Origin of the sequence: Delftia sp. HK171 (genome assembly GCF_001886655.1) — a bacterium.
Lineage (GTDB): Bacteria > Pseudomonadota > Gammaproteobacteria > Burkholderiales > Burkholderiaceae_C > Comamonas > Comamonas acidovorans.
Window position 1 is genome coordinate 1,578,045 of sequence record NZ_CP018101.1, and the last position, 15,893, is coordinate 1,593,937.

Genomic DNA, 15,893 nt, shown 5'->3' on the forward strand with positions numbered 1-15,893 from the left:
AATCATTCATGGGATTGTAAAGAACCATTGTCGTGGCAAGAATGGATGTTTTGAGTGGAAAACCCAAGTTCGGAGACATACAGATGAGCGAACAAGCCCAGGCTTCCGTGGTCCAGACCCGCCTTGATGGTGCCGTGCTGGTGGTCAGCATCAACAACCCCCCCGTGAATGCCCTGGGCCAGGCCGTGCGCGCCGGCCTGCTGGCTGCCGTGGAGCAGGCCGAATCGGATGCCGCCGTGAAGGCCGTGCTCATCGTGGGTGAGGGCAAGGCCTTCATCGCCGGAGCAGACATCCGCGAATTCGGCAAGCCCGCCATGCCGCCCTCGCTGCCCGAGGTGCTCAATCGCCTTGAAGCCTCCGACAAGATCGTGGTCGCCGCCATCCATGGCCCGGCCCTGGGCGGCGGCCTGGAAGTGGCCATGTCGGCCCACTACCGCCTGGCTTTGCCGGCTGCCAAGCTTGGCCTGCCCGAAGTCAACCTGGGCCTGCTGCCCGGCGCCGGCGGCACGCAGCGCGCACCGCGCCTGATGGGCGTGAAGGCGGCAGCCGACCTCATGCTCAGCGGCAAGCACCTGTCGGCCAAGGCCGCGCTGGCCGCCGGCCTGGTGGACAAGCTGGTGGACGGCACTGACGCCACGGCCGCAGGCCTGGCCTACGCCAACGAGCTGCTGGCAACCAATACCGCGCCGCGCCGCACGCGTGACATTGAAATCGCCGACAAGGCTGCCGCCCTGGCCGAACTCGACGCGCTGGCCGCAGAGACCGCCAAGAAGAGCCGCGGCCTGTTCTCGCCGCTGAAGATCGTGGAATGCGTGCGCGCCGCCGTGGAGCTGCCCTTCGACGAAGGCATCGCCAAGGAGCGTGCCCTGTTCGTGGAATGCCTGAACAGCCCGCAGCGCGCCGGCCTGATCCACGCCTTCTTCGCCGAGCGCGAAACCGCCAAGATTCCCGAGGCCAAGGCTGCCGCGCCGCGCCACTTTGCCAAGATCGCCGTCATCGGCGGCGGCACCATGGGCGCCGGCATCACGGTGTCCGCGCTGGACGCGGGCCTCACGGTGACCATGATCGAGCGCGACGCCGACTCCATCGCGCGCGGCCAGGCCAATGTGGAGAAGGTCTACAACGGCCTGATCGCCAAGGGCCGCATGACCGAGGAGGCCAAGGCCGCCGTCATGGCGCGCTACACGCCCAGCACCTCCTATGACGACATCAAGGATGTGGACCTGGTGATCGAGGCCGTGTTCGAGGACCTCGAAGTCAAGAAGGCCGTGTTCAAGGAACTGGACCGCGTCTGCAAGCCCGGCGCCGTGCTGGCCACCAACACCTCCTACCTGGACATCGACGCCATTGCCGCCGCCACCTCGCGCCCGCAGGACGTGATCGGCCTGCACTTCTTCAGCCCCGCCAACATCATGAAGCTGCTGGAGATCGTGGTGCCCGCCAAGGTGGCGCCCGACGTGGTGACCACGGCTTTCGAGCTGGCCAAGCGCATGAAGAAGGTGCCCGTGCGTGCCGGCGTCTGCGACGGCTTCATCGGCAACCGCATCCTGGCCGTCTACAAGCAGGCTGCCGACTACATCATGGAAGACGGCGCCAGCCCCTACGAGATCGACGAGGCCGTGCGCGGCTTCGGCTACCCGATGGGCCCGTTCCAGGTCACCGACCTGGCCGGCGGCGACATCGGCTGGGCCACGCGCAAGCGGCGCGCTGCCACGCGCGATCCCAAGGCCCGCTATGTCGAAGTGGCCGACCGCGTCTGCGAGCGCGGCTGGTTCGGCCAGAAGACGGGCCGTGGCTTCTACCTCTACCCGCAGGGCGCACGCGTCGGCCAGCCCGACCCCGAAGTGCTGGCCATCGTCGATGCCGAGCGCGCCAAGAAGGGCGTGACGCCGCGCAAGTTCACCCCTGAGGAAATCATGCGCCGCTACATGGCCGCCATGGTCAACGAAGGCGCCAAGGTGGTGGAGGAGGGCATTGCCCTGCGCCCGCTGGACGTGGACGTGACCTTCCTGTCCGGCTACGGCTTCCCGCGCTTTCGTGGCGGCCCCATGAAGTGGGCCGACATGCAAGGTTTGGACAAGGTGCTGGCCGACATCCGCGAATTCGCCAAGGAAGACGCGCTGTTCTGGAAGCCCGCTCCCCTGCTCGAAAAGCTGGTCGCCGAAGGCCGCGATTTCGAAAGCTTGAACAAGGCAGCGTAAGCCGCCCCCGCGTTTCCCCGCCATGCCCTTGACCCGCTCCGTCCAACGCAGAGCGGGCAGGGCCGTGCACAACCACAACAATTTTCCAGAGACAAGCAAGGACCGACCATGCGCGAAGCCGTCATCGTTTCCACTGCCCGCACGCCCCTGACCAAGTCGCACCGCGGCGAGTTCAACGTCACGCCCGCCGCCCAGCTGGCGGCCTTCTCGGTCAAGGCCGCGGTCGAGCGCTCGGGCATCGACCCGGCCATGATCGAGGACCTGATCCTGGGCTGCGGTAACCCCGACGGCTTCCAGGGCCGCAACCTGGGCCGCCAGACCGTGCTGCGCGCCGAGCTGCCCCTGTCCATCGCGGGCACGACCATCACGCGCTTTTGCGCCTCGGGCCTGCAGTCCATCGCCATCGCGGCGGGCCGCATCGTGGCTGAGGGCGTGGACGCCATGCTGGCCGGCGGCGTCGAGACCATCTCGGGCATCCGCCCCGGCAACAACCTGCCCACCGACATGGACCCCTGGCTGGTCGAGCACAAGCCCGCGCTGTACATGGCCATGATCGACACGGCCGACATCGTGGCGCGCCGCTACGGCATCAGCCGCGAGGACCAGGACGCCTTCTCGCTGCAAAGCCAGCAGCGCACGGCCGCCGCCCAGGCCGCCGACCTGTTCAAGGACGAAATCATTGCCTGCGCCACACGCATGGCCGAGAAGAACAAGGACACGGGCGAGATCACCTACCGCGACGTGGTCGCCACCAAGGACAACTGCAACCGCGCCTCCACCACGTTGGAAGGCCTGGCCAAGCTGGAACCCGTCAAGGGCCCGGACCAGTTCATCACGGCCGGCAATGCCTCGCAGCTGTCCGATGGATCGTCGGCCTGCGTGCTGATGGAAGCCAAGCAGGCCGAGCGCCTGGGCCTGTCTCCGCTGGGCGCCTTCCGCGGCTTTGCCGTGGCCGGCTGCGAGCCTGACGAAATGGGCATCGGCCCCGTCTTCGCGGTCCCCAAGCTGCTGGCGCGCCACGGCCTCAAGGTCGAGGACATCGACCTGTGGGAACTCAACGAGGCCTTCGCCTCCCAGGCCCTGTACTGCCAGCGCAAGCTGGGCATTCCCAACGAGCGCCTGAACGTCAACGGCGGCGCCATCTCCATCGGCCACCCCTTCGGCATGACGGGTGCGCGCCTGGCGGGCCACATCCTGCTGGAAGGCCGGCGCCGCAAGGCCAAGTGGGGCGTGGTCACCATGTGCATCGCAGGTGGCATGGGCGCCGCAGGCCTGTTCGAAATTTATTGAATAAGCACCCCCTGAGCGGCTGGCGCCGCTTCCCCCTCTCTCGCTTCGCGGGAGGGGAACGACGCCCTTGCTGCGGGGCGGCCCTTGCTCGGCGTCCCTCGCTTAGGGCACGCCAATTTCAGGGCTGCAAACGGCTTACAACGCCACGGATTACTGGGGAATAGCAATGGATTTGCAATTTACGACTGAAGAACTGGCCTTCCGCGACGAGGTTCGCGGCTTCCTCAAGGACAAGCTGCCCGAGGACCTGTCGCACAAGGTCAAGAACGGCCTGCAGCTGAGCAAGCAGGACATGGAGCGCTGGCACGCCATCCTCAACGAGCGCGGCTGGCTGGCCAACCACTGGCCCGAGCAGCACGGCGGCCCGGGCTGGAGCGCGGTGCAGAAATTCATCTTCGAGCATGAATGCGCACTGGCGGGCACGCCGCGCATCGTGCCCTTTGGGCTGAGCATGCTGGGCCCCGTCCTGATCAAGTACGGCAACGAGGCGCAGAAGGCCCACTGGCTGCCGCGCATCCTCAATGGCGCCGACTGGTGGTGCCAGGGCTATTCGGAGCCGGGTTCGGGTTCGGACCTGGCCTCGGTCAAGACGTCTGCCGTGCGCGATGGCGATCACTACATCGTCAACGGCCAGAAGACCTGGACCACGCTGGGCCAGCACGCCAACATGATCTTCTGCCTGGTGCGCACCAACCGCGAGGCCAAGGCGCAGCAGGGCATCAGCTTCCTGCTGGTGGACATGAACTCGCCCGGCGTGGAAGTGCGCCCCATCATCACGCTGGACGGCGAGCACGAGGTCAACGAAGTCTTCTTCACCGACGTCAAGGTGCCCGTGGAGAACCTGGTCGGCGAAGAGAACAAGGGCTGGACCTACGCCAAGTACCTGCTGACCTACGAGCGCACCAACATCGCGGGCGTGGGCTTCTCGGTGGCCGGCCTGGAAAAGCTCAAGGCCGTCGCCGGCCGCATGCTGCGCAACGGCAAGCCGCTGACGCAGGACCCGCTGTTCGCGGCCCGCCTGGCCAAGGTCGAGATCGACCTGGAGAACATGAAGACCACCAACCTGCGCGTGATCGCCGCCGTGGCCGGCGGCGGCGTGCCGGGCGCCGAAAGCTCCATGCTCAAGATCCGCGGCACCGAGATCCGCCAGGAAATCCTGTCCCTGGTGCGCCGCGCCATGGGACCCTACGCCGCGCCCTTCATCGAAGAGGCCCTGCAGGCCGGCTACGACCAGCCCGCCATCGGCGACGCGGCTGCCGCCACGGCCGCCGCCGCGTACTTCAACTACCGCAAGCTGTCGATCTTCGGCGGCTCCAACGAAATCCAGAAGAACATCATCTCCAAGATGATCCTCGGCCTCTGATCCGGCAAGGAAAACGGAACATGAACTTCGAACACACCGAAGACCGCCGCATGCTGGCGGACAGCCTCAACCGCTTCGTCTCCGAGCAGTACGCCATCGAGGCGCGCAACCACGTCGCCTATGGCGAGGAAGGCCACAGCCCGCTGCTGTACGGGCAGTTCGCGGACATCGGCGCCATCGGCGCGCTGTTCCCGGAAGACGCTGGCGGCTTCGGCGGCCAGGGCTTCGACATCAGCGTGGTCTTCGAATGCCTGGGCCGTGGCCTGGTGGCCGAGCCGCTGCTGGGCGCCCTGGTCGTGGGCCAGGCCCTGATCGCGGCTGGCAGCGATGCGCAAAAGGAACAGCTGGCAGCCATCATCGACGGCACGTCCATTGCGGCCCTGGCCCATGACGAGCCCGGCAGCCACTACGAGCTCAACAACGTCGCCACCACGGCCGTGCGCAGCGGCGACGGCTGGGTGCTGAACGGTGCCAAGGGCGTGGTCGCCTTCGGCGAGAAGGTCGACCTGCTGCTGGTCTCGGCCCGCACCTCGGGCAGCCAGTACGACGAGGCCGGCATCAGCCTGTTCCTGGTCCCCGGCAATGCCGCAGGCATCGCCAAGCGCGGCTACAACCGCATCGAGGGCGGCCGCGCGGCCGAGCTGGTGCTGGACAAGGTGCAGGTCGGGGCAGACGCCCTGCTGGGCGAAGAAGGCCAGGGCCTGTCCCTGCTGGAACGTATCAGCGGCTACGCCGTGCTGGCGCTGATCGCCGAGGCCGTGGGCGCCATGGACGTGGCCAAGGACCAGACGCTGGAGTACCTGCGCACGCGCAAGCAGTTCGGCGTGCCCATCGGCAGCTTCCAGGCCCTGCAGCACCGCATGGCCGACCTGCTGCTGGAAGTGGAGCAGGCGCGCTCGGCCGTGATCAACGCGGCCGCCGCCATTGCGGACGAAGACCGCGTGGCGCGCGAGAAGGCCCTGTCGGCCGCCAAGTACAGCATCGGCCGCATCGGCACCGTGGTGGCCGAGGAAAGCATCCAGATGCATGGCGGCATCGGCATGACCTGGGAGCTGCCCCTGGCCCACTACGCCAAGCGCCTGGTCATGATCGACCACCAGTTCGGCGACGAGGACCACCATCTGTCGCGTTACATCGCACTCGGCTCGCAACACTGAGCCAAGGAAAGCCGCCATGACCGAAGCGAACCAAGTCCTGCTGACCCGCCGCGAAGGCGCCGTGCTGGTGCTGTCCAACAACAACGTGGCCGCGCGCAATGCGCTGTCGCCCGAGTTCTACGCGGCCGTCTCGGCGGCGCTCAAGAGCGCGGCGACCGACCCCACCGTGGGCGCCGTGGTGCTCACGGGCGAGGGCGGCCACTTCTGCGCGGGCGGCGACCTGCGCCAGCTGGCCAAGCGCCGCGAGCTGCCGGTGCAGGAGCGACGCGCCAAGCTCGAAGGCCTGCATGACCTGATCCGCAGCGTGCGCGACTTTCCCAAGCCCGTGATCGCCGCCGTCGAAGGCGCGGCGGCCGGCGCGGGCCTGTCGCTGGCCCTGGCCTGCGACATGCTGGTGGCGGCGAAGAACGCCGTGTTCTCGGTCGCCTACGTCAAGGTCGGCCTCACGCCCGATGGCGGCGCCACCGCCTTCCTGGCCGAGTTCGTCTCGCGCCAGGTGCTGACCGAGCTGTGCCTGACCGGCGAGCGCATCAGCGGCGAGCGCCTGCATGCCCTGGGCCCCGTCAACCGCCTGTCCGAACCGGGCCAGGCCCAGGCCGACGCCGTGGCGCTGGCCGCCCAGGTGGCCACCGGCCCCGACCAGGCCATGGCCCTGATCAAGGACCTGTGCCGCCAGGCGCCGCGCAACACGCTGGAAGAGCAGTTGGAGCTGGAGGCGCAGTACATGGTGCGCTCGCAGGAGAGCGAGGAATCGCGCGAAGGCATTGGCGCCTTCCTCGAAAAGCGCGCTGCCGACTTCACCAAACTGCGCGGCTGAAACCGCTCAAGACCTAAAAGACTTTCCAAGGAGACAACGCACATGGCCGACAGCCACAACGATCAGAACCAGGACATCGACTTCCCGCTGGAGGGTGTGCGCGTGCTCGACCTCTCGCGCGTGTTCGCGGGGCCGCTGTGCGGCATGGTGCTGGCCGACTTCGGCGCCGAAGTGGTCAAGGTCGAGCACCCGGGCCGCGGCGACGACACGCGCGACTGGGGCCTGCGCATCGGCAAGACCGAGACCACCTACTACAACAGCATGAACCGCAACAAGCGGTCCATCACGCTGGACCTGCAGACCCCCGAGGGCGTGAAGATCGTCCACGACCTGCTGCCCCAGTTCGACGTGGTCATCCACAACTTCAAGACCGGCGGCGCCGAGAAGCTGGGCCTGGGCTACGAACAGCTCAAGGCCATCAAGCCCGGCATCATCTACTGCGCCGTGGCCGGCTATGACAGCAGCGGCCCCGAGGCCAAGCGCCCCGGCTACGACCTGGTCATCCAGGGCGAGGCCGGCCTCATGGCGCTCAACGGCGAGGCCGGCACGCCGCCGCTCAAGTTCGGCGTGGCCGTGGTCGATCTCATGACCGGCATGTACGCGGCCCAGGCCATCCTGGCCGCGCTGTTCCGCCGCGAGCGCACGGGCAAGGGCCGCCTCATCGAGATGGCGCTGTACGACAGCGGCATCATGATCACCGGCTACTACGGCCTGGACGCCATGCAGCTCGGCCACGACCCCGAGCGCTACGGCAATGCCCACCCCTCCATCGTTCCCTACGGCATGTACGAGGCGGCCGACGGCCCGCTGATCATCGCCGTGGGCAACAACGCCCAGTTCGACAAGTTCTGCCGCCAGGTGGTGATGCGCCCCGACATCGTCGAGGACGAGCGTTTCTCCACCAACGTCAACCGCGCCAAGAACCGTCTGGAGCTGGGCCCCATGCTCAAGGAGCTGATCCGCTCCTTCCCGCGCGATCTGCTGCTGGAGCGCCTGACGGCCGCCGGCATCCCCTGCGGCCGCGTGGCCGGCCTGCACGAGGCCCTGACCAGCGAGCGCACGCGCCGTGGCGGCCTGCTGCAGGACATGCCCCACCCCGTGGTCGGCACCACGCCCGTGTTCGCGCCGCCCTACCGCCTGGACGGCCAGCGCCTGCCCATCCGCCATGCACCGCCCACGCTGGGCGAGGGCACGCGCGAGGTGCTGCACCGGCTGCTGAGCCTGAGCGACGAGCAGCTGCAGCAGCTGCAGTCCAAGGGCGTGCTGACCTTGCCCGAGACGCCTGCGCAACAGGGATAAGAGGACCGATCACGCGACTGATTCCACGGGGGCCATTGATGCCCGGCTCCCGACCCGCCAGGTTTGCATGCCGCACCAAGACGGCACCCATAGACAGCAATACCCAGGAGACAAAACCATGAGCAACCAAGTCACACGCCGCGACATTCTTCAAGGGCTGGCCGCCATCGGCGGCACCAGCCTGCTGGCCACGGGCGCCACCAGCGCCCTCGCACAGGCCGGCAAGCCGGCAGCGTGGCCCACCAAGCCCATCCGCGTGGTCGTGCCCTTCAACGCGGGCGGCGCCACCGACATCATTGCGCGCACCATCGGCGAGGCCCTGGCCAAGCGCGTGGGCCAGCCCGTGGTCATCGACAACCGCGCGGGCGCGGCCGGCATCCTGGGCACGGACGCCGTGGTCAAGGCGCCCGCCGATGGCCACACCCTGCTGGTCTCGCTCAGCACCTCCATGCTGATCAACCAGTTCCTCTACACCAAGCTGCCCTACAACCCGCAAAAGGACATCGCCCTGGTCACCCAGATCGCGGCGGCGCCCGTCACCCTGGTGGTCCATCCCTCGGTGCCGGCCAACAACATGAAGGAGCTGCTGGCCTACGTGAAGGCCAACAAGGGCAAGCTCTCGTACGGCTCCTGGGGCGTGGGCTCGTATGCCCACCTGGCCGGTGCCTACATGAGCAAGACCATGGACGCCGACATGACCCACGCCGCCTACAAGGGCGAGGCGCCCATGATCCAGGAGCTGATCGGCGGCCAGCTGCAGATGTGCTTTTCCAGCGCGCTCAACACCAAGCCCTTCATCGACTCGGGCAAGCTCAAGGCCATCGGCGTCACCGGCAAGGAGCGCATGGAAATCCTGCCCAAGCTGCCCACCATCCATGAACAGGGCGTGACCGACGACGCCTACGCCATCTACGGCTGGGTGGCCATGGGCGCACCGGCCGGCGTGCCCAAGGAGATCGTGGACCAGCTCTACGGCCACCTGCGCGAAATCGCCAAGGACCCCAAGGTGCTGGAGCGCACCGTGGGAGCAGGCTTCATGCCGCTGATGAACAGCCCGCAGGCCTTCCGCGAGAACTACCAGCGCGACATGCCGATCTGGAAGGCGCTGGTGGAAGAAGCCGGCGCGAAGCTTGATTGATTTTTCCGGCCCGCGGCAGCGGGCCGCCACCGACGACTGCTGAGACAGCTTTGAGAGGAGACTTCATGTACACGCGCAATCCCGCATCCCCGGCACGCCCCACGCGGCGCAGCGTTCTGGCCCTGGCCGCAGCCCCGCTGCTGGCCGGCCTGGCCGGCGGCGCCCTGGCCGAGACCGGCTGGCCCAGCAAGATGCTGCGGCTGGTCGTGCCCTTCCCGGCGGGCGGCCCCACCGACACGGCATCGCGCATCGTGGGCCAGAAGCTGGGCGAGCGTCTCAAGCAGACCGTGGTGGTGGAAAACCGCCCTGGCGCCTCCGGCTCCATCGCGGCCGTGCAGGTCGCCAAGAGCCCGGCCGACGGCTACACGCTGATGATGCTGGCCACGCCCACGCTGCTGGCGCCGCACCTGTACAAGAAGGCCGGCTACGACACCGTCAAGGACTTCACGCCCGTGGCCACGGTCTATGACCTGCCCATCGTCATCGTGGTCAACCCCACGCTGCTGCCCGATGTCACCGACCTCAAGAGCCTGATCGCCCACGCCAAGGCGCAGAAGGTCGCGCTCAACTACACCAGCTCGGGCGCAGGCAGCTTCGGCCACCTGAGCATGGAGCTGCTCAAGCAGATGGCCGGCTTCGACATGCAGCACGTGCCCTACAAGGGCGGCGTGCCCGCCATCACCGACACCATCGGCGGCCAGGTGCCCATCATGTATGCCGACCTAGTGGCCGCGCTGCCCCATATCCAGGCCGGCAAGCTGCGCGCCATCGCCGTGGGATCGCCCCAGCGCGTGGCCATGCTGCCCGACACCAAGACCATTGCCGAGCAGGGCATCAAGGGCTACGACGCCGTCTCCTGGGGCGGCCTGCTGGCGCCCAAGGGCACGCCCAAGGCCGTGGTCGACCGCATCGCCAGCGAAGTGCAGCAGATCCTGGCCGACAAGGACATCCAGGAAAAGCTGCTCAACGCAGGCGCCATCGCCGCCTACCAGAACCCCGCCCAGCTGGGCCAGCGCATCCAGCAGGACTACACGCGCTGGGGCCAGCTGATCCGCGACAAGGGCATTGCAGTGGAGTGACATCGACATGAAGACACGCATCACCGAACTCTTTGGCATCGAGCACCCCATCATCCAGGGCGGCATGCACCATGTGGGCCTGGCCGAGCTGGCCGCCGCCGTCTCCAACGCGGGCGGCCTGGGGCTGATCACGGGCCTGACCCAGCGCACGCCCGAACTGCTGGCGCGCGAGATCGCGCGCTGCCGCGAGATGACGGACAAGCCCTTCGGCGTCAACCTGACCTTCCTGCCCTCGGTCAACCCGCCCGACTACCCGGGCTACGTCAAGGCCATCATCGAAGGCGGCGTCAAGGTCGTGGAGACGGCGGGCAACAACCCGCAGAAATGGCTGCCCGCGCTCAAGGAAGCCGGCATCAAGGTCATCCACAAGTGCACCTCGGTGCGCCATGCGCTCAAGGCCGAGGCCATCGGCTGCGACGCCATCAGCGTGGACGGCTTCGAATGCGGAGGCCATCCGGGCGAGGACGACATCCCCAATTTCATCCTGCTGCCGCGCGCGGCCGAAGAACTGAAGATTCCCTTTGTCGCCTCGGGCGGCATGGCCGACGGCCGCTCGCTGGTGGCTGCGCTGGCGCTCGGCGCCGAGGGCATCAACATGGGCACGCGCTTCATCGCCACCCAGGAAGCGCCCGTGCACGACAACGTCAAGCAGGCCATCGTCGCGGCCAGCGAGCTGGACACGCGCCTGGTCATGCGCCCGCTGCGCAACACCGAGCGCGTGCTGACCAACCCGGCCACCGAGCGCCTGCTGCAAAAGGAGCGCGAGCTGGGCGCGGCCATCACCTTTGCCGACATCGCGCCCGAGGTGGCCGGCGTCTATCCGCGCATCATGCATGACGGCGACATGGACGCAGGCGTCTGGTCCTGTGGCATGGTGGCCGGCCTGATCAACGACGTGCCCACGGTCCAGCAGCTGATCTCCGGCATCATGGACCAGGCCCATGCACTGATCAACGAGCGGTTGGCAGGCCTGGCCCGCTGACCGCCCATAGGGCTTACGCAAACAGGATGCGACAACGTGCTGCGCCCCATGGCAAGCCGCTTGCCTTGTTCCTTCTTGCGTAGGTCGTACTTCAAAAACCAGGAAAGAGCTTTCTCATGAAAATCCTTGTACCCGTCAAACGTGTCGTGGACTACAACGTGAAGGTCCGCGTGAAGTCGGACGGCACGGGCGTGGACATCGCCAACGTCAAGATGAGCATGAACCCCTTTGACGAAATCGCCGTCGAAGAAGCCGTTCGCCTCAAGGAAAAGGGCGTGGCCACCGAAGTCATCGCCGTCTCCTGCGGCGTGGCCCAGTGCCAGGAAACCCTGCGCACGGCCATGGCCATCGGTGCCGACCGCGGCATCCTGGTGGAGACCACCGAGGAGCTGCAGCCCCTGGCCGTCGCCAAGCTGCTCAAGGCCCTGGTGGACAAGGAACAGCCCGGCCTGATCATCCTGGGCAAGCAGGCCATCGACGACGATGCCAACCAGACCGGCCAGATGCTGGCGGCCCTGGCCGACCTGCCGCAAGCCACCTTCGCCTCCAAGGTCGAAGTCGCTGGCGACAAGGTGAATGTCACGCGTGAAGTGGACGGCGGCCTGGAAACCCTGGCCCTGAGCCTGCCGGCCGTCATCACCACCGACCTGCGCCTGAACGAGCCGCGCTACGTCACGCTGCCCAACATCATGAAGGCCAAGAAAAAGCAGTTGGACACGGTCAAGCCTGAAGAGCTGGGCGTCGATGTCGCCCCGCGCCTGAAGACGCTCAAGGTGGCCGAGCCCGCCAAGCGTGGCGCTGGCGTGAAGGTGCCCGATGTGGCGACCCTGGTCAGCAAGCTCAAGAACGAAGCCAAAGTGATCTAAGGAAGACAGCGACATGACATCCCTCGTTATTGCAGAACACGACAACGCTTCCATCAAGAGCGCCACGCTCAACACCGTCACTGCGGCCCTGGCCTGCGGCGGCGACGTGCATGTGCTGGTGGCGGGCGAGAATGCCGGCGCCGCTGCGCAGGCTGCGGCCCAGATCGCTGGCGTGTCCAAGGTCATCCACGCCGATGGCGCCAGCCTGAAGGACGGCCTGGCCGAGAACATTGCGGCCCAGGTGCTGGCAATTGCCTCGAATTACAGCCACATCCTGTTCCCCGCCACCGCCAGCGGCAAGAACGCCGCGCCGCGCGTGGCCGCCAAGCTGGATGTGGCCCAGATCAGCGACATCACCAAGGTGGACAGCGCTGACACCTTCGAGCGTCCCATCTACGCCGGCAACGCCATTGCCACGGTGCAAAGCAGCGACAAGATCAAGGTCATCACCGTGCGCGGCACGGGCTTTGACGCAGCGGCCACCACGGGCGGCAGCGCCCAGGTGGAGCAGCTGGCAGCCGCTGGCGACAACGGCAAGAGCAGCTTCGTGGGCCGCGAGGTCACCAAGAACGACCGCCCGGAACTGACGGCCGCCAAGATCATCGTCTCCGGCGGCCGCGCGCTGGGCAGCAGCGAGAAGTTCAACGAAGTCATGACCCCGCTGGCCGACAAGCTGGGCGCCGCCATCGGTGCTTCGCGCGCAGCGGTGGACGCAGGCTATGCGCCCAACGACCTGCAGGTCGGCCAGACCGGCAAGATCGTCGCGCCCCAGCTGTACATTGCGGCCGGTATTTCCGGCGCCATCCAGCACTTGGCCGGCATGAAGGACTCCAAGGTGATCGTGGCGATCAACAAGGACCCCGAGGCACCGATCTTCTCGGTGGCCGACTACGGCCTGGAGGCCGACCTGTTCCAGGCCGTGCCCGAGCTGGTGCAGTCGCTGTAAGAACGCAAGGCACCGCACCGGGAGGCGGTGCCAACGGGCCCGGGTGAAGCATCCGGGCCCTGGCCAGAGCGGCACACAAGGCATGTGCCCCGGCCCCACCTGGTTCAGAGATGCAGGAGACAGATATGCAGATTTCCATTGGCCGCCGCAGCCTTGCGCTTGCGGCTGTTGTCTTTGTGGCCACCACGGGCGCCAGCGCACCGGCATGGGCCCAGGCCAGCGACTTTCCCACGCGCCCGATCACGCTGATCGTGCCCTTCCCCGCAGGCGGCTCCACCGACCGCCACATGCGCACCCTGGCCGACATCGCGGGCAAGCAGCTGGGCCAGACCATCATCGTGGAGAACAAGCCCGGCGCGGGCGGCACGCTGGGCCCGGGCAACATGTCCCGCACGGCCAAGCCCGATGGCTACACCATCACCCAGTTCCCCATGTCCATGCTGCGCATGGCGCACATGCAGAAGACGGCCTGGAACCCGGTCACGGACTTCACCTACATCATCGGCGTCTCGGGCTACACCTTCGGCTTCACGGTGCGCTCGGACTCGCCCTACAAGAGCTTCAACGAATACATTGCCGCCGCGCGCAAGAGCCCCGGCAAGATCGAGTACGGCTCCACCGGCATAGGCTCCTCGCCCCACCTGCTGATGGAGGAGCTGGCCGAGAACGCCAAGGTCACGCTCAACCACGTGCCCTTCAAGGGCAACGCCGACCTGCAGCAGGCCCTGCTGGGCGGGCACGTGGCCGCGCAAAGCGATGCCTCGGGCTGGGACACCTATGTGGATGGCGGCCAGATGCGCCTGCTCATGACCTTCGGCGAAAAGCGCACCCAGCGCTGGCCCGACGTGCCCACGGCCAAGGAACTGGGCTATGGCGTGGTCTCCACCTCGCCCTACGGACTGGCCGGCCCCAAGGGCATGGACCCGGCCGTGGTGCGCAAGCTGCACGACGCCTTCAAGAAGGCCATGGATGACCCGCGCCACATCGAGGTGCTCAAGCAGCTGAACCAGGACGCCTGGTACCGCTCCGGCGCCGACTATGCGCAGTGGGTGCGCGAGGCCTATGCCAAGGACAAGGTCCTGATCGACCGCCTGGGCCTGGCCGCCAAGTAGGCCTGTCCTCCAATGCGCCCGCAGGGCCAGGGGCTGGCGGGCGCAGTCCGCTTGAGATTCGTGAATTCGTGAAACGGAGTCCCTCATGACTGTCTCCCTGCCTTCGCCCGATGCGCCCTTCACCACGCTGGCCGAACTGATCCGCAGCCACGCGCGCCAGCAGCCTGCCCATGCCGCGCTGCGCGACGACCAGCAGACGCTGAGCTACGCGCAGCTTGACGCCCTCATGGACCGCGTGGCCGTCGCGCTGCAGCGCGACGGCGTGCAGCCTGGCCAGGCGATTGCCATCTGCGCGTTGAACTCGGTGCGCTATGCCGCGCTGTTCCTGGGCGCCTTGCGCGCGGGCGTGGTGGTTGCGCCGCTGGCGCCGTCCTCCACGGCCGACAGCCTGGCCTCCATGCTGCGCGATGCCCAGGCGCGCCACCTGTTCCTCGACAAGGCGGCCCAGGACCTGGTGCCTGCCGACAGCGCCCTGCAATGCATCTCGCTGGACGGCGCCGCGCCCGGCCGGGCCTTTGACGACTGGCTGGCGCCCGAAGGCGCGCAGCCCGCGCCCGTGAGCGTGGAGCCGGCCGCGCCGTTCAACATCATCTATTCCTCGGGCACCACGGGCACCCCCAAGGGCATCGTGCAGTCGCACGGCATGCGCTGGGCCCACATCAACCGGGGCAGCGTCTACGGCTATGGCCCCGAGGGCACGACGCTGCTGGCCACGCCGCTGTACTCCAACACCACGCTGGTGGTGTTCTTCCCCACGCTGGGCAGCGGCGGCTGCGTGGTACTGATGCCCAAATTCGACGCGGCCCGCTACCTGCAGCTGGCCCAGCAGCACCGCGTCACCCACACCATGCTGGTGCCCGTGCAGTACCAGCGCATCATGGCGCTGCCGCAGTTCGGCGAGCATGACCTGTCCAGCTTCCGCGCCAAGTTCTGCACCAGCGCGCCGTTCCGGGCCGAGCTCAAGGCCGACGTGGTGGCGCGCTGGCCCGGCAGCCTGACCGAGTTCTACGGCATGACCGAAGGCGGCGGCACCTGCATCCTCGAAGCCCATCTGCACCAGGACAAGCTGCACACCGTGGGCAAGCCCGCCGAGGGCCATGACATCCGCCTCATCGACGAGGACGGCCGCGAGGTCGCTCCCGGCGAGGATGGCGAGGTCGTGGGCCATTCGGCCAGCATGATGACCGGCTACCACGGCCAGCCCGCCAAGACGCGCGAGGCCGAATGGTTCGACCCCACGGGCAAGCGCTTCATCCGCACGGGCGACGTGGGCCGCTTCGATGCCGATGGATTCCTCACCCTGTTCGACCGCCGCAAGGACATGATCATCAGCGGCGGCTTCAACATCTACCCCAGCGACCTGGAAACCCAGCTGCGCGCCCACCCGGCCGTGGACGACGTGGCCGTGGTCGGCGTGCCGTCCGAGCAATGGGGCGAGACGCCCGTGGCCTACGTGGTGTCGCGCGCGGGGCAGCCGGCCCTGCCCGAGGACATCATGGGCTGGTACAACCAGCGGGCCGGCAAGACCCAGCGCCTGGCGGACCTGCGCTTCATTGCCGAGCTGCCGCGCAGCGCCATCGGCAAGGTGCTCAAGCGCGAGCTGCGCGACCAGTACGCGACGGGGCGCTGAACCGACGGATTCT

General features: G+C 67.5%; 13 protein-coding genes. All 13 read left to right on the forward strand.

What is annotated here, in order from left to right:
* The first annotated feature begins 83 nt into the window (after nt 1-83).
* A complete protein-coding gene (locus tag BO996_RS07160) occupies nt 84-2,201 on the forward strand; it encodes a 3-hydroxyacyl-CoA dehydrogenase NAD-binding domain-containing protein (protein ID WP_071954385.1) in 2,118 nt (705 codons plus the stop codon).
* A gap of 108 nt (nt 2,202-2,309) precedes the next feature.
* Complete coding sequence (locus tag BO996_RS07165; RefSeq protein WP_071954386.1) at nt 2,310-3,491, forward strand: acetyl-CoA C-acyltransferase; 1,182 nt, start codon at nt 2,310-2,312, stop codon at nt 3,489-3,491.
* 166 nt (nt 3,492-3,657) lie between these two features.
* A complete protein-coding gene (locus BO996_RS07170) occupies nt 3,658-4,854 on the forward strand; it encodes an acyl-CoA dehydrogenase family protein (RefSeq protein ID WP_071954387.1) in 1,197 nt (398 codons plus the stop codon).
* A gap of 20 nt (nt 4,855-4,874) precedes the next feature.
* A complete protein-coding gene (locus BO996_RS07175) occupies nt 4,875-6,011 on the forward strand; it encodes an acyl-CoA dehydrogenase family protein (RefSeq protein WP_071954388.1) in 1,137 nt (378 codons plus the stop codon).
* Nucleotides 6,012-6,027: 16 nt separating this feature from the next.
* Nucleotides 6,028-6,828 carry an oxepin-CoA hydrolase, alternative type gene (locus tag BO996_RS07180; RefSeq protein WP_013804147.1) on the forward strand — a complete coding sequence of 267 codons (801 nt, stop codon included), beginning with the start codon at nt 6,028-6,030 and terminating at the stop codon, nt 6,826-6,828.
* Nucleotides 6,829-6,870: 42 nt separating this feature from the next.
* The gene (locus BO996_RS07185) at nt 6,871-8,127 is read left to right on the forward strand and encodes a CaiB/BaiF CoA transferase family protein (protein WP_071954389.1); all 1,257 of its coding nucleotides are present in this window, start codon (nt 6,871-6,873) and stop codon (nt 8,125-8,127) included.
* Nucleotides 8,128-8,245: 118 nt separating this feature from the next.
* Nucleotides 8,246-9,265: a Bug family tripartite tricarboxylate transporter substrate binding protein gene (locus BO996_RS07190; RefSeq protein ID WP_013804145.1), complete on the forward strand. Its 1,020-nt coding sequence runs from the start codon at nt 8,246-8,248 to the stop codon at nt 9,263-9,265.
* A gap of 65 nt (nt 9,266-9,330) precedes the next feature.
* Nucleotides 9,331-10,344 (forward strand): Bug family tripartite tricarboxylate transporter substrate binding protein, encoded by a 1,014-nt coding sequence (locus BO996_RS07195; protein ID WP_034390425.1) that lies wholly within the window; start codon nt 9,331-9,333, stop codon nt 10,342-10,344.
* A gap of 7 nt (nt 10,345-10,351) precedes the next feature.
* Nucleotides 10,352-11,326 (forward strand): NAD(P)H-dependent flavin oxidoreductase, encoded by a 975-nt coding sequence (locus tag BO996_RS07200; protein WP_012203331.1) that lies wholly within the window; start codon nt 10,352-10,354, stop codon nt 11,324-11,326.
* Between the two features lie 116 nt (nt 11,327-11,442).
* On the forward strand, nt 11,443-12,192 hold the full coding sequence (locus tag BO996_RS07205) for an electron transfer flavoprotein subunit beta/FixA family protein (RefSeq protein ID WP_012203332.1): 750 nt from the start codon (nt 11,443-11,445) through the stop codon (nt 12,190-12,192).
* A gap of 13 nt (nt 12,193-12,205) precedes the next feature.
* A complete protein-coding gene (locus BO996_RS07210; protein WP_034390428.1) occupies nt 12,206-13,138 on the forward strand; it encodes an electron transfer flavoprotein subunit alpha/FixB family protein in 933 nt (310 codons plus the stop codon).
* Between the two features lie 125 nt (nt 13,139-13,263).
* Nucleotides 13,264-14,250: a tripartite tricarboxylate transporter substrate binding protein gene (locus tag BO996_RS07215; protein ID WP_012203334.1), complete on the forward strand. Its 987-nt coding sequence runs from the start codon at nt 13,264-13,266 to the stop codon at nt 14,248-14,250.
* An 85-nt stretch (nt 14,251-14,335) separates the two neighbouring features.
* Nucleotides 14,336-15,880: a class I adenylate-forming enzyme family protein gene (locus tag BO996_RS07220; RefSeq protein ID WP_071954390.1), complete on the forward strand. Its 1,545-nt coding sequence runs from the start codon at nt 14,336-14,338 to the stop codon at nt 15,878-15,880.
* Nucleotides 15,881-15,893: the final 13 nt, after the last annotated feature.